At 71.7% G+C, this 21585-nt stretch carries 18 protein-coding genes; 9 read left to right on the top strand and 9 right to left on the bottom strand.

Translation table 11 applies throughout. The features are described from left to right. Positions 1-2: 2 nt before the first annotated feature. Entirely contained in the window at positions 3-1283 is a 1281-nt protein-coding gene (locus tag BLT21_RS11910; RefSeq protein WP_176786902.1) for a cell division protein PerM, read from the bottom strand. On the opposite strand from BLT21_RS11910, the gene BLT21_RS11905 reads away from it, so the two are divergent. Then, positions 1282-2799, top strand: coding sequence for an NCS2 family permease (locus BLT21_RS11905; protein WP_091502422.1), 1518 nt, complete (start codon positions 1282-1284; stop codon positions 2797-2799). The genes BLT21_RS11910 and BLT21_RS11905 overlap by 2 nt on opposite strands. A gap of 183 nt (positions 2800-2982) precedes the next feature. Here the strand turns inward: BLT21_RS11905 and sucD are convergent, their stop codons facing one another. From sucD to BLT21_RS11885, 4 genes are all read right to left on the bottom strand, one after another. Beyond that, positions 2983-3885 carry a succinate--CoA ligase subunit alpha gene (gene sucD, locus BLT21_RS11900; protein ID WP_091502420.1) on the bottom strand — a complete coding sequence of 301 codons (903 nt, stop codon included), beginning with the start codon at positions 3883-3885 and terminating at the stop codon, positions 2983-2985. A gap of 27 nt (positions 3886-3912) precedes the next feature. Beyond that, positions 3913-5079: an ADP-forming succinate--CoA ligase subunit beta gene (sucC, locus tag BLT21_RS11895; protein WP_091502418.1), complete on the bottom strand. Its 1167-nt coding sequence runs from the start codon at positions 5077-5079 to the stop codon at positions 3913-3915. A gap of 133 nt (positions 5080-5212) precedes the next feature. Next, positions 5213-5815 carry a response regulator transcription factor gene (locus BLT21_RS11890; RefSeq protein ID WP_091502415.1) on the bottom strand — a complete coding sequence of 201 codons (603 nt, stop codon included), beginning with the start codon at positions 5813-5815 and terminating at the stop codon, positions 5213-5215. After that, positions 5812-7071 (bottom strand): sensor histidine kinase, encoded by a 1260-nt coding sequence (locus BLT21_RS11885; RefSeq protein WP_256336059.1) that lies wholly within the window; start codon positions 7069-7071, stop codon positions 5812-5814. The genes BLT21_RS11890 and BLT21_RS11885 overlap by 4 nt, the downstream gene beginning before the upstream one ends. A 112-nt stretch (positions 7072-7183) precedes the next feature. Between BLT21_RS11885 and BLT21_RS11880 the strand changes: the two genes are divergently transcribed. Together BLT21_RS11880 and BLT21_RS11875 are read left to right on the top strand one after the other, a co-directional pair. Then, positions 7184-7684, top strand: a complete 501-nt coding sequence (locus BLT21_RS11880; protein WP_091502410.1) for a small multidrug efflux protein — start codon at positions 7184-7186, stop codon at positions 7682-7684. 107 nt (positions 7685-7791) lie between these two features. Beyond that, positions 7792-9486, top strand: a complete 1695-nt coding sequence (locus tag BLT21_RS11875) for a long-chain-fatty-acid--CoA ligase (protein ID WP_091502408.1) — start codon at positions 7792-7794, stop codon at positions 9484-9486. Positions 9487-9513: 27 nt separating this feature from the next. Here BLT21_RS11875 and BLT21_RS11870 read toward each other — a convergent pair whose 3' ends face one another. After that, positions 9514-11040 (bottom strand): FAD-dependent oxidoreductase, encoded by a 1527-nt coding sequence (locus BLT21_RS11870; protein ID WP_091502406.1) that lies wholly within the window; start codon positions 11038-11040, stop codon positions 9514-9516. Positions 11041-11101: 61 nt separating this feature from the next. Here BLT21_RS11870 and BLT21_RS11865 point away from each other — a divergent pair, with 61 nt between their 5' ends. The 3 genes from BLT21_RS11865 (at position 11102) to BLT21_RS11855 (ending at position 13706) form a co-directional block, all read left to right on the top strand. Continuing rightward, positions 11102-11767 carry a TetR/AcrR family transcriptional regulator gene (locus BLT21_RS11865; protein ID WP_091502404.1) on the top strand — a complete coding sequence of 222 codons (666 nt, stop codon included), beginning with the start codon at positions 11102-11104 and terminating at the stop codon, positions 11765-11767. Between the two features lie 146 nt (positions 11768-11913). Next, entirely contained in the window at positions 11914-12408 is a 495-nt protein-coding gene (locus tag BLT21_RS11860) for a GNAT family N-acetyltransferase (protein ID WP_091502401.1), read from the top strand. Between the two features lie 50 nt (positions 12409-12458). Next, positions 12459-13706: an acyl-CoA dehydrogenase family protein gene (locus tag BLT21_RS11855; protein WP_091502399.1), complete on the top strand. Its 1248-nt coding sequence runs from the start codon at positions 12459-12461 to the stop codon at positions 13704-13706. Between the two features lie 11 nt (positions 13707-13717). Here BLT21_RS11855 and BLT21_RS11850 read toward each other — a convergent pair whose 3' ends face one another. Together BLT21_RS11850 and BLT21_RS11845 are read right to left on the bottom strand one after the other, a co-directional pair. Beyond that, entirely contained in the window at positions 13718-14797 is a 1080-nt protein-coding gene (locus BLT21_RS11850) for a COG1470 family protein (protein ID WP_091502397.1), read from the bottom strand. 70 nt (positions 14798-14867) lie between these two features. After that, positions 14868-16751, bottom strand: coding sequence for an alkaline phosphatase (locus tag BLT21_RS11845; RefSeq protein WP_091502395.1), 1884 nt, complete (start codon positions 16749-16751; stop codon positions 14868-14870). Between the two features lie 204 nt (positions 16752-16955). On the opposite strand from BLT21_RS11845, the gene BLT21_RS11840 reads away from it, so the two are divergent. The 3 genes from BLT21_RS11840 (at position 16956) to BLT21_RS11830 (ending at position 20528) form a co-directional block, all read left to right on the top strand. Beyond that, on the top strand, positions 16956-18113 hold the full coding sequence (locus BLT21_RS11840; RefSeq protein ID WP_091503414.1) for an AI-2E family transporter: 1158 nt from the start codon (positions 16956-16958) through the stop codon (positions 18111-18113). Positions 18114-18120: 7 nt separating this feature from the next. Next, on the top strand, positions 18121-19164 hold the full coding sequence (locus BLT21_RS11835; protein WP_091502393.1) for an ATP-dependent DNA ligase: 1044 nt from the start codon (positions 18121-18123) through the stop codon (positions 19162-19164). Positions 19165-19229: 65 nt separating this feature from the next. Further along, complete coding sequence (locus BLT21_RS11830; protein WP_091502390.1) at positions 19230-20528, top strand: threonine/serine exporter family protein; 1299 nt, start codon at positions 19230-19232, stop codon at positions 20526-20528. Between the two features lie 10 nt (positions 20529-20538). Here BLT21_RS11830 and ligD read toward each other — a convergent pair whose 3' ends face one another. Beyond that, a complete protein-coding gene (ligD, locus tag BLT21_RS11825; protein ID WP_091502388.1) occupies positions 20539-21576 on the bottom strand; it encodes a non-homologous end-joining DNA ligase in 1038 nt (345 codons plus the stop codon). Positions 21577-21585 lie beyond the last annotated feature (9 nt).

Raw genomic sequence — 21585 nt, 5'->3', positions numbered from 1 at the left:
TCCTACTCTACCCACGGCGTATCGGCCGCCCGAGCGCTGTCCGCCCCGCGGGCCTCGGGCTCGGCCGCTTCATGGTCTCGACGCGAACGCGGACCGAACAGGGCGATCGCCGTACCGATGCCCACCTCGACCGCGAACGCGAGCCCAACAGCGCCGACGGGCGGGCCGATCTCGGCGAGGCGTCCCGGACCGAGCGCGCCGGACGCCAGCAGAGCGAGCAGCGCCACGACGAGCCCTCCGCCCACCATGACGACGGCGAGCGCGATCAGGCGCGGCGTCACGGGCTCGGCCGCGGATGCCGAAGCGCCGACCGGCAGCCGGCGGCGGGCGGCGAACCCGGCGATGAAGCCCGCGCCGACGAAGAGCAGCGCCACGAGCAGGAGGGCCGGAGGTGTGACCGGGGGGATCGCCCCGAGCACCGGGATGCCGGGCACGACGCCGAGCTGCGTGCCCGACGCGGCGACGGTCGACCCGGCGCCGAGGACGAACCCGGGACCGGCGGCGAAGGCGCCGCCCCAGACGATGAGGGTGGGCAGGTAGGCGGCCTGACCCACGGTCAGTGCGGTCGCCCCGATGACGTCGACGTTGGCGGCCTGGAACAGTGAGACGATCTCTCCCCCGCGAGCCAGCGTCGCGATGCCGACGAGCAGGGCGCCCACGGCGATGAACCCCGTCACCGCGATCGCGAGGCCCCGCGCCCCGGCCGACACGGCCGCGGCGTACCCTCGCCGGTCGAGCTGCACGAAGACGGCGTCGATGGGGCCGTCGTCGCCGTCGCGCCAGGCGCGCGCGACCGCGCCGAGGAGCGCCGGCACCGCGAAGACCAGGGTGGGCAGGAGCACGGCCTGCCAGGTCTCCACGGTCGCGAAGGGCGTCTGCGCCGTCGCTGCGAGCACGGCGGCCAGCACGGCGACGGTGACCCCGCTCGCCGCCACCCCGGTGAGGCCGGCGCCGGCGGTGGAAGCGCGACCGCCCGAGCGTGCCGCGAAGAGGGCGATGAGCGCGGCGACGGCGAGCGGCGCGAGCGAGACCGAGAACGAGAGCGCGTCGGCGGCGATGCCGGTCGCGACGGCGTACTCCTGGGGCAGCGTGATCTGCACCGGAACGAGATTGCCGAACTGCCACAGGCGCACCGACGCCGGCCACAGCATCGACCAGTCCGCCCCGCCGCCGAGGGCGACGGCCCACAGCACGGTCAGCGGAGCGAGCGCGGCGACAACGCCGACGGCCACCGCGACGAGGGCGTCGAAGGCGGAGAGGAGGGAGACGAGCAGGCGGTTCATGCCTGATCGACCCTACCCAGCGAGCCTGTGCGTGTCGGACGGAGGCGCGCGGGGCGCTACCGTCTTCTCGGAGGATTTTGTGAGCACCACCCATTCCCGCGCGCCTCAGAGCGCCATCGATCGCTTCTTCGACATCAGCCGGCGCGGCTCGACCATCGGCACCGAGGTCCGCGGCGGCCTCGTGACCTTCGTCACGATGGCGTACATCGTGATCCTGAACCCGATCATCCTGTCGGGCAAGCCCGATGTAGCCGGCACCACCCTCGACTTCGCCGCGGTGAGCGCGGCGACCGCGCTGACCGCGGGTGTCATGACGATCCTGTTCGGCGTCATCACGCGTCTCCCCTTCGCCTTCGCGGCCGGTCTCGGGATCAACGCCTTCGTCGCCTTCGGCGTCGTCGGCGAGGTCACGTGGGCCGAGGCCATGGCCCTGGTCATGATCAACGGCGTCATCATCGTGCTGCTCGCCGCGACCGGCCTGCGCAAGCTCATCTTCGACGCCGTCCCCGTGCAGCTCAAGCTCGCTATCACGGTGGCCATCGGTCTCTTCATCGCCTTCATCGGCTTCGTCAACTCCGGCTTCGTGACCTCGACCGGCGAAGCCTCTCCCCCGGTCGGGCTCGGCGTCGGCGGCTCGGTCGCCTCGGTCCCGACGCTGATGTTCGTCATCACCCTGCTGCTGACCGGCATCCTCGTCGCCCGCAAGGTCAAGGGCGGGATGCTGATCGGCATCGTCACCGGAACCGTGCTGTCGATCGTCGTCGAGGCGATCTGGCACCTCGGCGCCGCGACGGAGAACCCGGGAGGCTGGGGACTGACGGTCCCCGCCCTGTCGGGCTCGCCCGTGAGCGTGCCCGACCTCAGCCTCATCGGCGCCGTCGACTTCGGCTTCGACCTCGGCAAGGTCAGCATCGTGACCCTCGTCATGCTCGTGTTCACGCTGGTGTTCTCGAACTTCTTCGATGCGATGGGCACGATGACGGGCCTCGCGAAGGAGGCGAACCTCGCCGACGCGAAGGGCGACTTCCCGCGCATCAAGTCGGCCCTGATCGTCGAGGGTGTCGGCGCGATCGCGGGAGGCGCGACGAGCTCGTCGTCGGCCACGGTGTTCGTCGAGTCGGGCTCGGGCATCGGCGAGGGTGCGCGCACCGGTCTCGCCAACGTTGTGACGGGCCTCGTCTTCCTGCTGGCGATGTTCTTCACGCCGCTGACGTCGATCGTGCCGACCGAGGTCGCCGCCGCCGCACTCGTCATCGTCGGCGCCATGATGCTCTCGCAGATCGCGCACATCGACCTCACGGACTTCCGCGTGCTGCTGCCGGTGTTCCTCACCGCGACCGTGATGCCGCTGACCTACTCGATCGCCAACGGCATCGGCGCGGGCTTCGTCTCGTGGGTGCTGGTGAACGCCCTGTCGGGCCGGGTCAAGCAGATCAGTCCACTGCTGTGGGTCGTGGCCGCCGGCTTCGTGGTCTTTTTCGCCCGCGGTCCCCTCGAGGCCCTCCTGGGCGCCTGATCCCGCCGCCGCGGCGGGCGCGCCCGCGGGCGCCGAGCCCACCCCGACCACCCGAGCCCACCCGTTGCGCACCGCGCGTGATGGGTGGGCTCGAGTCGTTCGGGTGGACTCGAGGGCCGGCCTCCGCGAGACGCAGAAGGGGCGGATGCCGCAGCATCCGCCCCTTCTGTGTGTTGCGAAGCGTCAGAGCTTCTCGATGATCTCCCGCATCAGCGCGGCGGTCTCGGAGGGCGTCTTGCCGACCTTGACGCCGGCGGCCTCGAGGGCCTCCTTCTTCGCCTGCGCGGTTCCCGCCGAGCCGGAGACGATGGCGCCGGCGTGGCCCATCGTCTTGCCCTCGGGGGCGGTGAAGCCCGCGACGTAGCCGACGACCGGCTTCGTGACGTGCGCCTTGATGTAGTCGGCCGCACGCTCCTCGGCGTCGCCGCCGATCTCGCCGATCATGACGATGGCCTTCGTCTCGGGGTCGGCCTCGAACGCCGCGAGGGCGTCGATGTGCGTCGTGCCGATGACGGGGTCGCCGCCGATGCCGATGGCCGTCGAGAAGCCGAGGTCGCGCAGCTCGAACATCATCTGGTAGGTCAGCGTGCCCGACTTCGACACGAGGCCGATCGGGCCCTTGCCCGTGATGTTCGCCGGCGTGATGCCCGCGAGAGCCTCACCGGGGGTGATGATGCCGGGGCAGTTCGGCCCGATGATGCGGGTCGTGTTGCCCTTCGACTTGGCGTAGGCCCAGGCCTCGGCCGACTCGCCGACGGGCACGCCCTCGGTGATGACGACCAGCAGCGGGATCTCGGCGTCGATGGCCTCGACCATGGCGTCCTTGGTGAACGCCGGGGGAACGAACGCGACGGAGACGTCGGCGCCGGTCTTCTCGATCGCCTCGGCGACCGAGCCGAAGACGGGGAGCTCGACGGCGTTGCCGTCGGCGTCGGTGTGCGACACCGTCGTGCCCGCCTTGCGAGCGTTGACGCCGCCGACGATGTTGGTGCCCGCCTTGAGCATCAGCGCGGTGTGCTTGGTGCCCTCACCGCCGGTGATGCCCTGGACGATGACCTTGGAGTCCTTGTTGAGGTAGATAGACATGTCGTTGGTCCTTTTCGCGTCCGGGGCTCAGGCGTTCGCCAGCTCGGCGGCCTTGTCGGCGCCCTCGTCCATACCGGCGGCGAGCGTCACGAGCGGGTGGTTCGCGTCGGCGAGGATCGCGCGGCCCTCGTCGACCTGGTTGCCGTCGAGACGCACGACGAGCGGCTTGGTCGCCGCGTCGCCGAGGATCTCGAGCGCCTTGACGATGCCCTCCGCCACGGCGACGCACGACGTGATGCCGCCGAAGACGTTGACGAAGACGCTCTTGACCTGCTCGTCGCCGAGGATGACGTCGAGACCCGAGGCCATGACCTGGGCGTTCGCGCCGCCGCCGATGTCGAGGAAGTTGGCGGGCTTGACCCCGCCGTGCTTCTCACCGGCGTAGGCGACGACGTCGAGCGTCGACATGACGAGCCCTGCACCGTTGCCGATGACGCCGACCTGGCCGTCGAGCTTGACGTAGTTCAGGCCCGACTCCTTGGCCTTGGCCTCGAGCGGGTCGGCGGCGCCCTTGTCCTCGAGCTCCTCGTGCTCGGGGTGGCGCACCTCGCTGGCGTTCTCGTCGAGCGAGACCTTGCCGTCGAGCGCGACGATGTCGCCGGCGCCCGTGCGGACGAGCGGGTTCACCTCGACGAGGGTCGCGCCCTCGCCCTTGTATACGTCGTAGAGCTTGACGAACACGTCCGAGACCTTCTCGACGAGGTCTTCGGGGAAGTTCGCGGCCTGCGCGATCTCGACGGCCTTGGCCTTGTCGATGCCCTGCAGGGGGTCGACCTCGACGCGCGCGAGCGCCTCGGGGCGCTCGACGGCGAGCTCCTCGATCTCCATGCCGCCCTCGACCGAGCACAGGCTCAGGTACGAGCGGTTGGCGCGGTCGAGCAGCACCGAGAAGTAGAACTCCTCGGCGATGTCGGCGCCCTGCGCGATCATCACGCGCTGGACGACGTGGCCCTTGATGTCGAGGCCGAGGATGGCCTCGGCAGCGGCATACGCCTCGTCGGGCGTCTTGGCGACCTTGACGCCGCCGGCCTTGCCGCGACCTCCGGTCTTGACCTGAGCCTTGACGACCACGACGCCGCCGATCTTCTCGGCCGCCGCCTTCGCCTCCTCAGGGGTGTCGGCGATGATGCCGGCGAGCACCGGCACCTCGTACTTCTCGAACAGGTCTCGGGCCTGGTACTCGTAAAGGTCCACTGCAATCCTTCGCTGGGCGACGGTGGGTGATGGGCGTGAACAATCTCGATGTCGAGAGATCGCCCGATCGGAAAGCCTACTACCCGCGCCCGGCGGCCCCGCATCCGGACCCCGCCGAATGGAGGGACCGGAGTCAGATCCAGCCGCGTTCGCGCGCCAGGATCGCCGCTTGCTGACGCGTCGCGAGCCCGAGCTTTCCGAGCACCGAGGAGACGTGGTTGCGCACGGTCCCGGCCGAGAGGTGCAGCGTCGCCGCGATCTCGGCGATCGTCTCGCCCCGCGACCCGGCGCGCAGCACGTCGAGCTCGCGGTCGGTCAGCGGGCTGCGCTCATCGCTCAGCGCGTCGGCGGCGATCTCGGGGTCGACGTACCGCCGGCCGGCGGCGACCTCGCGGATGACCGCGGCCACGTCGTCGGCACGACGCGACTTCGGCACGAAGCCGTCGACACCGGCGCCGAGTGCGCGGCGCAGCACCCCGGGCCGGGCGTGACGCGTGACCACGACGCAACGCGCCGGGACGCGCTGGCGGATGCGGGCGGCGGCCTCGACCCCGTCGATGCCGGGCATCTCGAGGTCGAGCAGGCAGACATCCGGCCGCAGCCGGAGGGCCTCCGTGACGGCGGTCTCGCCGTCACGGCATTCCGCGATGACCTCGAGGTCGTCCTCCAGGCGCAGCAAGGCGGCGAGCGCGGAGCGGATCATGTCCTCGTCGTCGGCGATCAGCACGCGGATCATCGCGTCATCCCTCCGCCCGTCTCGTCACGGGACGACGGGACGGATGCCGCCGTGCCGGCAGGGACCGTCACCACGACGGCGAACCGATCGTCGTCGAGCCGCGTGCGCAGGTCACCGCCGACGACGCCGACGCGGTGCGAGATGCCCGCGAGACCCGCCCCCGACCCGAGTGCGGATGCCGCACCCCGGTCGTTCGCGAAAGCGACGCGCCAGAACGCCCCGTCGCGGTCGAGGCGCAGTTCGGCCCACGCGCCGCCGCCGTGCTTGAGAACGTTCGTCGTGCACTCCCGGATGACGGGACCCAGGATGTCGGCGGGGGCGAGCGCGGCGTCCGGGGCGACGTCGAGGCGCACCGTGAGGCCCGCGGCCCGCAGGAGGTCGGCGGCGTTGGCGAGCTCGTCGGGCAGGGGGACGCCGCGGAACCGTCCCGCGAGCTCGCGCGTGCCGGTGCGCGCCGCGTCGACCGACGCTCGGGCCAGCCGGATCTGCTCCCCCGCGGCCCGCGGATCGCGCTCCAGCATCCGCTCGGCGAGCTCGAGCTGCAGCGCGATGACCTGCAGATGGTGCCCCTGGAGATCGTGCAGCTCGCCCGCGAGTCGCAGACGCTCTTGCGTGGCGGCCAGGCGCGACTCGGTGGCGCGCGCCCGGTCGAGCTCGAGCACGACGTCCCATGACCACAGCGAGAGCGCGATCGAGCCGGGGAGCGCGACGGCGAAGACGAGCAGGGCGAACGTCATCGACTCGACGCCTGCCAGAGCGGACTCGATCCGCGTCCGCTCGGCGAACCAGAGTACGACCAGTGCGACCTCGACGAGCACGACTCCGCGCCAGCGGATGCCGGGGCCCCACCGGACCAGGCAGAGCACGGTGGCCAGGACGGATGCGGTGAACAGGGCCGACAGCGTCGCCGCGCCCAGCATGAGGGCCCCGGCGACACCCACCAGCACCGGCCAGGAGAGGAAGCGGCGGATGCGCGGGGGCCGGTCCGCCTCGCCGACGTCGCCGTCGGCCCGGTAGCGAATGAGCAGGAGCACGGTCGAGACGAGCACGGCGAGGGCGCCCACTGCATAGACGGCGATGAGCGCGGGCCGTTCGAGACGCGTGTGCACGATGAACGCCCACAGCCCCCAGATGCCGAGGGCCGTGACGGTGAAGAACACGATCGACACGGCGATGTACCACGACGTCGCGACGACGTCTCGGGCCAGCGCGGTCCTGCTCGGCGCCGGGCTCGGTCGCGGTTCGCGGTCGTTCACGAGGCCCAGGGTACGACCATGACGTTTGTCACGGGCGGGACGACGGAACCTCCCGGTGCGAGGTGACGCCTCGACACTGTCGGCGACCACGCCGGGCGGCTGGGATGGTCTCATGTCCAACCCGATCGCAGACCTCATCCTCGGCTTCCAAGACCTCGTGGCCCGGATGCCGGAGTTCCTCCAGCCCGTCATCGTCGCCCTCGCGGGAGCGGTGCCCTTCATCGAGGGCGAAGGGGCCGCCGGCATCGGCATCATCGGCGGCATCCACCCCGTCGTCGCGGCGCTCTCGGGCGCGATCGGCAACTTCGTCTGCGTCGCCGTCGTCGTCCTCGTCGCCGCGCGGGTGCGCACGGCCGTCACGACGCGTGGCGGGACCTCGGAGAAGCCCAAGACGACCCGCAACGAGAAGTTCCAGAAGGCCTACCACCGCTACGGCACGCCGGGAGTCAGCCTGCTCGGTCCGCTGCTGCTGCCGACTCAGTTCACCGCCGCGGCCCTGACGGCCACCGGGGTGCCGCCGCGCACCGTCCTGATCTGGCAGGCCGCCGCGATCGTCCTGTGGACCACGATCATCACGCTCTTCATCACCGGGGTGCTCTACGTCGCCACCTGACGCGGCGGCGCACCCCGCGCGATCCGCTTCTGGCACGATCGCGCGGTCCGCCGCAAGTCCGGCGCCGTATTCGGCGGTGGGCATGCCGCGGAATGCAGGATGGGGGTATGACCGCCCTCGAGTCCCGCCCGTGGCTGTCGGCCTACGCCGACGGCGTCCCCGCCGAGATCGACGACGTGACGCAGACCCTTCCGGAGATGCTCGCCGCCGCGGTCGCCGAACACGGCGACCGGACCGCCCTGGAGTTCTTCGGGGCGACGATGACCTACCGCGAGCTGGGAGACAGCGTCGACCGCGCGGCCGAAGGGCTGCGCCGCCTCGGCGTGACCGCCGGCGACCGCGTGGCGATCGTCCTGCCGAACTGCCCGCAGCACGTCGTCGCCTTCTACGCGGCGCTGCGGCTCGGAGCGATCGTCGTCGAGCACAACCCGCTCTACACGGCCCGGGAGCTGCGACACCAGTTCGAGGATCACGGAGCGCGCTTCGCGATCGTGTGGGACAAGACCGTCGACACGATCGCCGACTTCCCCGCCGACGTCCGCCTCGAGCGCATCGTGAGCGTCGATGTCACCGCGGCGCTCCCCCGCAGCAAGCGGCTGCTGCTGCGACTGCCGATCGCGAAAGCGCGCGCCTCGCGGGCGCAGCTGACGGCGACGCCGAAGGCGAAGGACGCGCTGCCGTGGACGAAACTGCTCGGTCGCCGGCCGATCTCGACGCGGGTCCCCGGGCCCGAGCTCGACGACACGGCGCTGCTTCAGTACACGAGCGGCACCACCGGCATCCCCAAGGGCGCCGTGCTCACCCACCGCAACCTGCGCGCGAACGCGATGCAGGGACGGGCGTGGGTGCCGGGTCTGGTCGAGGGCGAGGAGACCTTCTACGGCGTGCTGCCGCTCTTCCACGCCTACGGGATGACGCTCTGCCTGACGTTCGCGATGAGCATAGGCGCGAAGCTCGTGCTGTTCCCGAAGTTCGACGTGGGCCTGATGGCGGATGCAGCCAAGAAGAGTCCGCCGACCTTCCTGCCGGCCGTACCGCCCATCTACGACCAGCTCGCCCGGGCGGCGTCCCGCGGGACGATCGATCTGTCGCGGGTGCGCTTCGCCATCTCGGGGGCGATGAGCCTGCCTGTCGCAACCGTCGCGCGCTGGGAGGAGACGACGGGTGGACTCCTCGTCGAGGGGTACGGCATGACCGAGTCCTCGCCTGTCGCGCTCGGGAACCCGATCGGCCCGTCGCGTCGACCCGGCACGGTCGGGGTGCCGTTCCCGAGCACCGAGATCCGCGTCGTCGACCCCGATGATCCGAGCGTCGACCGCGAGCCGGGCGAGGAGGGCGAGCTCCTCCTGCGCGGGCCCCAGGTGTTCTCGGGCTACTGGCAGCGACCCGAAGAGACGGCGGACGCACTCCTGCCGGGCGGCTGGCTGCGCACCGGAGACATCGCCGTCGTCTCGCCCGACGGGTTCGTCACGATCGTCGACCGGCTCAAGGAGCTCATCATCACGGGCGGCTTCAACGTCGCGCCGAGCGAGGTCGAGGACACGCTGCACGCGCATCCCGACGTCGAGGCGGCCGCCGTCGTCGCGGCGCCGCGGAACGCGGGCGGCGAGGAGGTCGTCGCCGCCGTCGTGCTGCGCGCCGGGGCCGAACTCGACGCCGAGGGGCTGCGCGACTTCTGCCGTACCCGCCTCGCGGCGTACAAGGTGCCCCGTCGCATCGTCGCCGTCGACGAGCTGCCGCGTTCCCTCATCGGCAAGGTGCTGCGCCGCCAGGTGCGCGACCAGCTCCTCGCGGCCGACTGATCCCGATCCGCCGACCGGGCCGGGCCCTCAGCGCAGGCGTCGCAGCCCGGTCGAGGCAGGCCCCTCGATCCGTTCGCCCGCCGGCGTGAACCGCGAGGCGTGCAGCGGGCAGTCCCACGTGCATTCGAGATCGTTCCACTCGAGCACACCACCCAGGTGCGGGCAGATCGCGCTGACCGCGCGGGTTTCGCCGTCGACCGTGGACACGCCGACGGGTCGCCCGTGCTTTCCGGCAACCGTCCCCGTGCCTTCGGCCGGCCTCGCCACGGGGGTCGACCGGCCGAGCGCCCCGGCCCAGCCACGCGCCGCCTCGGTGCCCGCTTTCGCGTTCTCGGCGGCTCCGCGCGCCAGATCGGCCGGTACCGTCAGCCGCGTGCCGATGACCGTCATCCACGACGGGCGATCGCGCCGTCTCTCGCCGTGCAGCTCGCTCGCGATCCGCAGAGCGGCGGCCGGCGCGTTCGTGAGCCCCCATTTCGCGTAGCCCGTCGCGAACCGCACCCGTCCGAGCGTGCGCGGCATCACCCCGATGAACGGCACGAGGTTGTGCGAGGTGTAGTCCTGCGCCGACCACCGATGGGTCTCGGTTCCGACCGGGAGGGTGTCGCGGGCCCAGGCGACGAGCTCCTCGGCGAGCTCGCGCTCGCTCGACGCACGTCCGACGGGATGCCCGGCTCCTCCGACGATGAGCTGCGGCGCCCGGTCCGATGCGGCACCCGCACCATCGGCGGCCGTCACGGTGCGGACCGAGCGGGTGGGGTCGTCGGCCGACAGGTACATGTCGTCGGGGACGTCGCCGACGAGGTCGAACGAGACGCAGACCGAGCGGGCGGCGCTCGTCTTGGCGAAGTACAGGCCGCGGTCGGTGAAAGGCGTCCCCGTCGCGAGCACGATGTCCGTCGCGAAGAGCGAGCCGTGCTCGGTCTCGATGCGCGGCCTCGGCAGCACCCGCACACGCCGCACGGCCGTGCTCAAGTGCAGCCGTCCTCCGGCCGCGACGAAGGCGCCTGCCAGTGCCGTCAACAGGCTCATCGGGTCGATCGCACGCTGCTGATCGAGCACGACAGCCGTGGCCATGCGTACGGGACCGGCGGCGAGCTCGTCGGCGGTGGCGAGCCGCACGTCGAGTCCGGCTTCGCGGGCCGCCCGGTACTCGTCGGTCACCGCCCGCACCCCGGCCGCGGACTCCGCGTGGGTGACGGCGGTGCGCACGGTCGTCGGCACGCCGAGCTCGTCGGCGGCACGGGTCGTCCACTCGAAGCCGTCGCGGTTCGCCTCCACGTACGCCCGCACGAGCGATGCGGGGTGGTGCCGACGGAGGGCCGAGAGGGTCGTCCCCTGCAGCAGCGAGATCTTGCCGGTGTTGGACCCCGAGGCGAGTTCACCGATGCCGCCGCGTTCGACGACCGCGACATCCATGCCGCCGCGGACGAGCTCGAGGGCCGTGGCGAGACCCGTGAGACCGGCACCGACGACGATCACGTCGTGTCTGCGCCCCGGCTCGAACGGTGTTGCAACAGGCGGCGCGACGTCGGTCTTCCACAGCGAGGTCATGCCCGCATCCAACGCTCGGCGCGGGCCGGCGGCAAGCGACTTGACACTAGGCTCGGTGCCCATGACCGACGCCCCTCGCACCACCGGCGGCGCCCTCGTCGCGGCCGCCGTGGCGCTCTTCGACGAGCAGGGGTACGAGCGCACGTCGGTCGACGACATCGCGCGAGCGGCGGGCATGTCGCGGTCGACGTTCTTCCGGCAATACGGCGGCAAGGACGATGTCGTGTTCGCCGACCACGACGTCGCCCTCGCGTCCCTGCGCGACCTTCTCGACGCGCCGCACGAGAGCCCGTGGCGCGCGGTGTGCGACGCGGTGCTCGCCGCGTTCGACCACTTCGCCGCCGACCTCGGGCTCGCGCGGCGACGCTACCGCGTCGTCCGCGGCATCCCGTCGCTCCGCGACCGCGAGATCGTGACCGTCTTCCGTTACGAGCGGCTCTTCGCCGAGCATCTGCGCGCTCACCTGCCGGGTCTCGACCCCGCGGATGCCGTCGCATTCAGCGCCGCGGCCACCGCCGTGCACAACCACGTGCTGCGCCGCGCCATCCGCGGCGACGACGCGGTGTCGCGCGCGACCCTCGAGAGCGCTCTCGACGACCTCTTGCATCGCTTCGCGGTGCACCCCGAGGGCGAGCCGCCCGCGCCTGACGACGTCGTCGTCGCCGTCTTCCCGCGCCGGATGCCGGTGGGCGAGGTCGCGCGCCGCCTCCGCGACGACCTCTCCTGAGGGGCCGCGGCGAGGCGCGATGCGCGGCGGGCTCTATGCCGCGCACGATGTGACGTGACGCGGGATGACGACATCCGCCGACATCCGCCGACATCCGGGCCGGTGTGGTGAGGACACCGTCCGCGCCGAGTGGCGAGGATGGTTCCATGGAGATCACGATCCGCGAGCCGAGCGCTGCCGACGCCGGCCCTCTGGCCGCCCTGCACGTCGAGACGTGGCGCGAGTCGTATGCGCACCTGCTGCCCGCGGGCTTCTTCACGCGCGAGTTCATCGAGGGCCGGCACCGTATGTGGAGGCACGTGCTGGCCGACGCGCGCCCCGACATGACGGTACGCGTCGCGGACGCGGGGGGCGACCTCGTCGGGTTCGCGTGGGCGGGGCCGACGGTCACGAGCGGGGAGGCGCCGCCGCGCCGCGAGCGCCAGCTGTACGCGATCTACGTCGCCGCGGCCCATCACGGCACCGGGGCGGGCCAGTCCCTGCTCGAGGCCGTCCTGGGCGCCGGACCCGCCGAGCTCTGGGTCGCGAAGGAGAACCCTCGCGCGATCGCGTTCTACCGCCGTAACGGGTTCGAATTCGACGGCATCGAGCAGATCGATCCGACGGCGCCCCGCATCACCGACGCGCGGATGGTGCGCTGACGCATCCCCAACGATGACATCCAGTATCAATCAGAGTGATACTGGATGTCATGACTGATGACGTGCGGTTCGACGACGATCTGCTGCCGGGCGAACGGGTGACCTCTTACGACCTCACGGGGCGCCGCGACACCGACTACTACGGCGTCTTCGCCGACGTCGACGGCGCCGACCGGGCCGCGTGGGACCGCGCGCGCGGCTTCGTCGACGAGGTGGGCGATCGGATGCGGCGGGCGTGGGACACGGCCGAGTACCCCCTCGACCTCGTCCGACGCATGGGCGAGCTCGACCTCTATGTCGACGGTATCGAGCACCCCGAGCTCACCCGCATCAGCCCGCTCGGCGCGGGCCTGGTCAACATGGAGATCTCTCGCGGCGACGGATCCCTGGGCACTGTGCTGGCCGTGCAGGGCGGCCTCGCGGTCCGCACCCTGGTGCTCTTCGGGTCGCGGGCGCAGCAGGACCGTTGGCTCCGGCCCCTCGCGACCGGCGAGGTGCTCGGCAGCTTCGCCCTCACCGAGCCCGACCACGGCTCCGACTCCGTCTCGCTCGAGACCACCGCTCGCCGCGAAGGCGACGAGTGGGTGCTGCGCGGAGCCAAGAAGTGGATCGGCAACGGTGCTTCGGGCGGTGTCACCTTCGTCTGGGCACGCGTCGACGACGAGGGTGACGAGCTGAACGGCGCCGTCCGCTGCTTCCTCGTCGAGCAGGACCGGCCGGGCTACACCGGCACGGTCATCGCCGGGAAGGCCTCGCTGCGCGGCATCCACCAGGCGCACGTCGCGTTACGCGATGTCCGACTGCCGGCGGACGCGGTGCTCGAAGGCACGCGGTCGTTCCGCGACGCCTCGACCGTGCTCTACGCCACCCGGTCGGGCGTCGCCTGGTCGGCGCTGGGTCACGCCACCGCATGCTACGAGGCCGCGGTGACCTACGCCGGGGAGCGCATCCAGTTCGGCCGCCCTCTCGCGCGCTCGCAGATGGTGCAGGAACGTCTCGCCCAGATGCTCGACGAGCTCACGGCGATGCAGCTCTACTGCCGACGCCTCGCCGATCTCGAGATCTCCGGCGGGCTGCGCCCGACCCAGGCGTCGCTCGCGAAGTACCACAACACCCGGGTCGCACGCCGGGTCGCGCAGATCGCGCGCGATCTGCTCGGCGGCAACGGCATCCTGATCGAGAACGGCGTGATGCAGCACCTCGCCGACATCGAGGCTATTCACACCTACGAGGGCACGGAGAGCGTGCAGGCCCTGCTCCTCGGACGCGACATCACGGGCGTCGGCGCGTTCGTCTGACCCGCGGCCCCTCAGCGGCGAGCGCGATCGGCCGCGACGGCGGCCTCGGCCGCGGCCGCGATCCGTCGCTGCGTACGGCCGCGAGCGCGGACGACGAGCAGGATCACCGCCGCGAGGACAGCACCCGTGCCCACGGCGAGAATGAGCGCCGACCACGGCACGGCCGCCGATGAGAAGCTCGACGAGGCGGCCTCGGGGAGCGGCGCCCGATCGTCGCCCAGCGAGACCGGCGTGACGAGCACCTCGCCGGCCGCGAAGAAGAGCGGGGTCAGCGGGATGTCGATGCGCCGGGTGGCCGACCCGCCCGGCAGCAGCTCGAAGACCTCATCGCTGCCGGCGGCCGGCAGGGCGCCGAGGATCCCCGAGGCACGCGCATCCGCGCTCGCACCGAATCGCACGTTGCCCGTGTTCGTCACGCGGTACTCCACCCGCAACGTGCCCGCGGAGAAGGGCTGCCACGACGGCTCGAAGGTCGCCGCTGCGGCGTCGATCCGCAGCGACGGGGCGATCTCGCCCGTCACCTGCAGGTGCATTCGCACGCCGACGCGGTGGGTGACGGTGACCCCCGACTCCTCGCTGCTGAGCGCAACGACGATCCCGGCGGGATGATCGCCGGGCGTCGCGTCCGCGGGGACGCCGATCGCGACGGGGAGCACGCGGGTCTCCCCCGCCGCGAGCGCCAGCGATCCGTCGTCGAGGCCGGCGACCGAGACCCACGATCCGCCGGCGACCGGGTCGTCGGTTCGGACGTCGTACGCACCGTCCGCCCCAGCGATCCCGTCTCCGGCCGCGACCACGAACACCGCGGCATCCGCGGAGTGGTTGGTGACGGCGATCGCATCGCGGACCGTCGCCCCCGGATCGATCGCGTGGCGCAACGACACGCGGCCGTCGGGGCCGGAGGCGTCGGCGGGCACGACACCCCACTCGGTCACGGGGCCGGTCGCAGCAGACGACGGCGCGGCGACGACGGATGACGCGGCGGCGGGCGGGCCGACGGTCAGCGTCGCCGAGGCGATGACGAGAGCGGCCGCGACGAGAAGCCCGGCGGGGCGGGGACGAGCAGGGCGGGGACGAGCAGGGCGGGGCATGGCGGTCTCCGGGGGCGGGAGGACAGGGCGGTGGTGGGGACGGGCTCGGCCCGCCCCCACCGGTCGATCCTCAGTCCTGCGCGAACAGGGTGAGGGTGATCTCGCTGCCGTATCGGCCGCCGGCCGCATCGGCCGGGACAGCGAGATCGAGATCGGCTCCGACGACGGTCGCGCCGAGGCGCGAGGTGCGGTCGGCCGCAGCCAGCGTCGCCGGGGCCTGCAAGGTCGCGCGACCACCGGCCGCCGCGCCCGATTCGGAGCGGACGACGCGCGGGGTCCAGGCGAGGTTCTCGGCCTCGAGGGTGCGGTTTCCGGCGACGAATGCGCTCGCCGATCCGGCGAGGGTCCAGCCGCGACCCTGCGCGCGCACCTCGTTGCGGGTGTCGGCCACGGTGACCAGCGGCAGCGTGGCGTCGAGCTGAGAACCGGAACCGGTGAACGAGACCCGCTCGCCGTGACCGGCGATGCTCAGGCTCAGGGCGCCGTCGGCCTGCTGACCGGCGACCGTGGCCTCGAGCGGCACGGCGTCGGCCGAGCCACGCTCGGCGTGGCCGAGGAAGTCGAAGATCGTCTCGCCGATGGCCGTGTTGTCGAGGTACGCGCCGCGCACGAGGTCCCACTGGTCGGCGCGCGCATCGAGCACATCGGCTCCGGCGCCGCGGGCGAACACCGGCACGAGCGCATTCGTGTGCCCGCCCGAGTGCCAGTCGAGACCGGGCAGCTCGCCGGCTGCCCCGGTGAGCGGCGTCCAGCCGGCGTCCGGTCCCGACCCCGGCCCGGCGAGGTAGCCGGTCTCGTGGTCCGCGGTGACGATGACGAGCGTCTCGTCCCAGCTGCTGTTGCTGTCGACCCACGACTCGACGGCTTCGACCGCGTCGTTGAAAGCGATCTGCTCTTCGACGAGACGGGTGCTCTGGTTCGCGTGCCCGGCCCAATCGACCGCGCCGCCCTCGACCATGAGGAAGAATCCCTCGTCACCCGTGTCGAGCACGTTGAGGGCCCCCTGCGCGAGGGTGTCGAGGTCGGCGACGTCGTTCGCCGGGTCGCTGTACGGCAGCACATCGTCGTTGGTGAGACCCGGACGGTTGTACTGCAGCGTCTCGGCCACCTGAGCGAGGCCGAACACCTTCTCGGGTACGTCGCCGCCGGCAGCGAGGACCTCGAAGTCGGCACGATCCTCGACGAAGGTGTACGGCGTCGCGCCGGACGCCACGCGCTGGTAGTCGTCTTCCGCGATCCAGGTCCAGTTCGCGGCGCGAGACTCGTGCGCGTCGGTGTAGTACGGATGCCCGCCGCCCATGAGGACGTCCACGCCGCTGTCGATCATCTCGGCCGCGAGCCCCTGATAGTCGTTGCGGTCGGCGTTGTGCGCGATGAAGCCGGCGGGAGTGGCGTGGTTGAAGGGCACCGAGGTCACGAGGCCGACCTTCTTGCCGACCGCCTGCGCCTGCTCACCGACCGTGAGCAGGCGATCGCCGCCCGGCGTGATGCCGAGCATGCCGTTGTTCGTCTTGACGCCCGTGCCGAGGGCGGTGCCCGCAGCCGCCGAGTCGGTGGCGCCCGAGGCGACCCAGGTGAAGTCGCCCCACGCCTGCTCGGTCACGTACTCGGCCCGGCCCGATGCCGAGTAGTGCGACTGCCCGACCTGCACGGGCCAGTTCTCGTAGACCTGGCCCGGCACCGCGGGCGCGTGCGCGATCGCGCCGCTCGCGGGATCGACGGTGACCTGGTGGGCGCTCGTACCGTGCTCGAAGAGGCTGGCGGCGTCGAACTGGTTGTAGCCCGCTCCGTCGGAGATGAGCAGGATGATGTTCTTCGGCGCCGACGGGTCGGTGCCGGTGCCGGCGCCGGTCGTGGCGGTCGCGGCGAGCGCCGGGATCGACGCGAGGGCGAGACCCGCGACGATGCTCGTCGCGGTCAGGGTGCAGGCGCGCGTGTGCGCTCTCCGGTGCATGGAGATCCTCTTTCGTATCGGGGGGGTATGGAAGCCGCCGCGACTGGGCGGCTCCTCCACCCTGGGCGGCGCGGGTGGCCGCCCGCCGACCGGTCGGCAACGGGAGGGTGAACGGGTCGCACCGCCTCTGCGACCCGCCTGTCGCGCGGAGGTGCCGAGCGCAACCCCCGGTCCCGATCGGCTCGGTCCGCTACCGTCGTGGTCATGAGCCTGTTCCGACGGGGCCCGCGGCCCGAGACCGTGCTGGCGGATGCCATCGATCGCACCGCCGAGCGAGCGCCGGCGAGCCTGTGGGCCGACGGCTTCGGACGACTGGCGATCCGCGCGACCCAGATCATCGTCCTGGTCATCCTCGCGATCGGCGTCGTCTATGTGCTGCGACAGGTGTCGGTGGTCGCGATCCCGCTGATCCTCGCCCTGATCTTCGCGTGCGCCTTCGCCCCGGCCATGAGTTGGCTGCGGCGACACGGCGTGCCCTCGCTGCTCGCCACGATCATCACCCTGCTGACGATCGTGGCACTGCTGACGGGTCTGTCGTGGCTGATCGTATGGGCCGTCCGCGATCAATGGGACGACCTCTACTCCCAGGCGCAGGAGGGCTTCGACCAGCTCGTCGCCTGGGCGCAGACGCTGCCGTTCTCGATCGACCAGAGCCAGATCGACGAGTGGCTGGGTGCGCTTGGCGATTTCGTCACGAGTGCTCAGTTCGGCTCGGGGGCCATCGCCGGCGTCAGCGCGGTCGCGACCTTCATCACGGGCGCCGTGCTGCTGGTCGTCATCCTCTTCTTCTTCCTCAAGGACGGCCCGCGCATGTGGGAGTTCCTGCTGCGCCCCTTCCGCGGCTCGAACGAGCGGCGGGCTCGCCGCATCGGCGACAAGACGGTGGTCGTGCTGGGCTCGTACATCCGCGGCACCGCGGCCGTCGCGTTCGTCGATGCGGTCGGCATCTTCATCGCGCTGCTCATCCTGCAGGTGCCCCTCGCGATCCCGCTCGCCGTGCTCGTGTTCCTGCTGGCGTTCATCCCGATCGTCGGAGCGACCCTCGCCGGCATCCTGGCCGCCCTCGTCGCCCTCGTCGCCAACGGCCCCCTGAACGCGGTGTTCGTCGTCGGAGCGGTGGTGCTCGTGAACCAGCTCGAGGGCAACTTCCTGCAGCCGGTGCTGATGGGACGCACGATGAAGCTGCACTCGTTCGTCGTGCTCGTCGCCCTCACCGCGGGCACCGCGATCGGCGGCATCCTGGGCACGCTCCTCGCGGTCCCGATCACCGCGGTCGTCTGGGGCATCGTCCAGGTGTGGGACGGCCCGAACCTGCCGGCCCGCTGGGCTCGGCCGAAGCACCGCGAGCAGCTGCAGGCGTGACGACGTCATGACCTACGACATCCCCGCGCCGATGCTGGCCAAGGCGGTGCCGGCGATCCCCGACCCGGCCCGGTCCGCCGGCGGACTGTCGTTCGAGCCGAAGTGGGACGGATTCCGTGCCATCGTGTCGTGGGACGGCGCGGAGGTCGTGATCGGCAGCCGGGGCTCGAAGCCGCTCACGCGGTACTTCCCCGAGCTCGTCGAGGCCTTCGCGCAGCTCCTCCCCGAGCCGTGCCTGCTCGACGGCGAGATCGTCGTGGCCACCGACACGGGAGCGGGCCGGCGCCTGCAGTGGGACGCGCTGTCGCAGCGCATCCACCCCGCCGCGTCGCGCGTCGCCCTGCTCAGCGAGCAGACCCCCGCGATGTTCATCGCGTTCGACCTCCTCGCCCGCGGCGACCGCGACCTGCAGAGCGACCCGTTCTCGGCGCGGCGACGCGAGCTCGTCGACCTGCTCGGCACCGTGCCCGACCCGATCCACGTCACCCGAGCCACCGACGACGTCGACACGGCCCAGCGGTGGCTCGCCGAGTTCGAGGGAGCGGGTCTCGACGGCGTCGTGGCCAAGCCGCTCGACCAGCCGTACGCCCCCGGCAAACGCTCGATGTTCAAGATCAAGCACGCCCGCACCGCCGACGTCGTGGCCCTCGGATACCGCATCCACAAGTCCGGCTCGGGAGTCGGCTCCCTGCTGGTCGGGCTGTACGGCGATGACGGCGAGCTCCACGGCGTGGGCGGAGTGTCGGCCTGGAGCGACAAGCGCCGACGCGAGCTCGTCGACGAGCTCGCTCCGCTGGTCGAACGCGACGCCGACGGGGTCGTCGTGACCGGTGAGTCCGACCGCTCGCGTTTCGCCTCGTCGAAGGACGTGTCGTTCGTCCGGCTGCGGCCCGAGCTGGTGCTCGAGGTGCGGTACGACCAGCTCGAAGGGCAGCGGTTCCGGCACACGGTGCAGTTCGAACGCTGGCGCCGCGACCGGGATGCGCGCTCGTGCACCTTCGAGCAGCTCGAGACGGTCGCCGCGTACGACCTCTCCGACGTGCTGGACTGACCGAGCGCCGTGTTGCTCCGGCGTCGACGCGCCCGAGCGGCCACGGCCGGTGGAAGGATCGGATCATGCGGGATGATGAGCGCGAGGCCGTGCCCGACGGCACCGCGGAGCTGCACCTCGAACCCGTGCGCTTCATCGCGCGCACCGACGCGGTGCTCCGGCTGGGCACGCTCATGCTGGGCGCGGGCGCATCATCGGCGCGGGTGCGCGACACGATGGATCGCACGGCGCACGCTCTCGGACTCGAGCGCCTCGAGTCGCGCGTGGGCATGACCGACATCGTCATCACGGCGCAGCGCGGACAGCTCTTCCGAACCCGGGTCGCCGAGGTACGGCATCCGGTCGTCAATTCCGAGCGCATCGCCGAGGTGATGCACCTCTCGCACCGGGTGGCCGACGGCGTCACGGCCGACGAGCTGCAGCGCGAGCTCGACCGCATCGAGCGGATGCCGCCGCGGTATCCGGCTGCCGTACGCGTGCTCGCGGCTGCCGCCGCCTGCACCGCTTTCGCCTTCCTGAACAACGGCGGCTGGACCGAATGCCTGAGCGTCGCCCTCGCCGTCGCCCTCGGGCAGTACGTCCGCATCCGCGGCGCACGCCTGCAGGTCAACGAGTTCCTGCTGGTCTTCCTGTCGGCGTCGACTGCGCTGCTGGCCTTCCTCGGGGTCTCGCACCTGCTCGAGCTCCTGGGAACACCGTCACCGCAGTACGGTGCGGCCCTCACAAGTGCCGTGCTGTACCTCGTGCCGGGCTTCCCGCTCGTGACGGGCGCACTCGACCTCGCCCGACTCGACCTCAACGCCGGCGTCAACAGGGTCGTCTACGCGTGCCTGGTGCTGCTGTCGACGGGATGCGCGGTGTGGGCCGTCGCGGCGATCTTCCAGACGAGCGCCGTCGCCGTGGCCGCGCCGGAGCTCGGCGAGCCCCTGCTCTCGCTCGGACGCCTCCTCGCGGGCTTCGTCGGCGTCCTCGGCTTCGCGCTGCTGTTCTCGACGCCCTGGCGCATCGCGCTGGCTGCGGCGGCGATCGGCACGGTCGCCAACGTCGGGCGGCTGCTCATGATCGACCACGGCGCCATGCAGCCGGTCGCGGCCGCAGCGGCGGGGGTGGCGGTCGGCTTCGGGGCGTTCGCGGTGTCGCGTTTCGTCCGCGCTCCGCGCATCACCCTGACGGTGCCCGCGGTACTCATCATGGTCCCCGGGGCGTCGGCGTACCGGGCGATCGTCGGCACCATCGAATCCGACACCATCAGCGCCGTGCAGTACGGGGTCACGGCCGTCTTCGTCGTCGTCGCCCTCGCCGTCGGACTCACGGTCGCCCGCGTGCTCACCGAGCGCGAGTGGCTACGGCCGTCGGCGCCGTGACGCGCGGCGCTCAGCCCTCCGTCGGCTCGGAGTGCCGTGCGCGGCTCGGCTGCACGCGCGGCGGTTCGCCCGGCATCTTCGGGAATTCGGGCGGGAACGGCAGCTCGCCGAGACCGGCCTCGAGATCGCGCTCCCACCACTCGAGCAGCGTGTCGATGCGCCCCGGAGCCGACGGCAGCTCCGCCCACGGATCGCCGCGGTCGGCGAGACGCTCAGGTACCGTGCGGACCGTGAACGAGGCCGGGTCGACCCCGTCCGCCAGCTCGTCCCACGTGATCGGGGTCGCCACCGTCGCCGCGGGGAGCGCGCGGGCGCTGTAGGCCCCGGCCATCGTCCGGTCGCGGTTCGCCTGGTTGAAGTCGACGAAGACGCGCTCGCCGCGCTCCTCCTTCCACCAGTTCGTCGTCACCCGGTCGGGCATACGGCGTTCGAGCTCGCGCGCAGCGGCGATCACCGCATGCCGGACATCGAGGAACTCGTGGGCGGGCTCGATCGGACAGAACACGTGGAGCCCACGGTTGCCGCTGGTCTTGAGGAATGCGGTCAGCCCGGCCTCGGCCAGCACCTCGCGGAGCGCGGGAGCGATGGCTGCGGCATCCGCGAATCCCGTGCCGGGCTGCGGGTCGAGGTCGATGCGCAGTTCCACGGGGTCGTCGGTATCGGCGGCGAGCGACGCCCACGGGTGGAAGACCACGGTGTTCATCTGCACGGCCCAGACGACCGCGGCCGCCTCGCTCAGGACGACCTGGGGATGCCGTCGCCCGCTGTTGTACGTGCAGACCACCTGGTCGACGAAAGCCGGCGCACCCTTGGGCGGATTCTTCGAGAAGAACCGCTCACCGTCGATCGTGTCGGGGAAGCGCTCGAGCGAGATGGGACGATGCCCGTTGGCGCGCAGGAACGGCTCAGCCACGGCGAGCATGTACTCCGCGTACTCGTGCTTGGTGATCCCCGGCTCGGGCCACAGCACACGGTTGGGGCTCGACAGGCCCACCTCGCGATCGCCGTCGGGCCCGGGCACGGTCAGGGTGATGCGCTCGCTCGCCATGGCCCGACC

It is taken from the genome of Microbacterium sp. cf332, from assembly GCF_900102175.1.
Lineage (GTDB): Bacteria > Actinomycetota > Actinomycetes > Actinomycetales > Microbacteriaceae > Microbacterium.
This window is presented reverse-complemented; position numbering and strand designations above follow the sequence as displayed.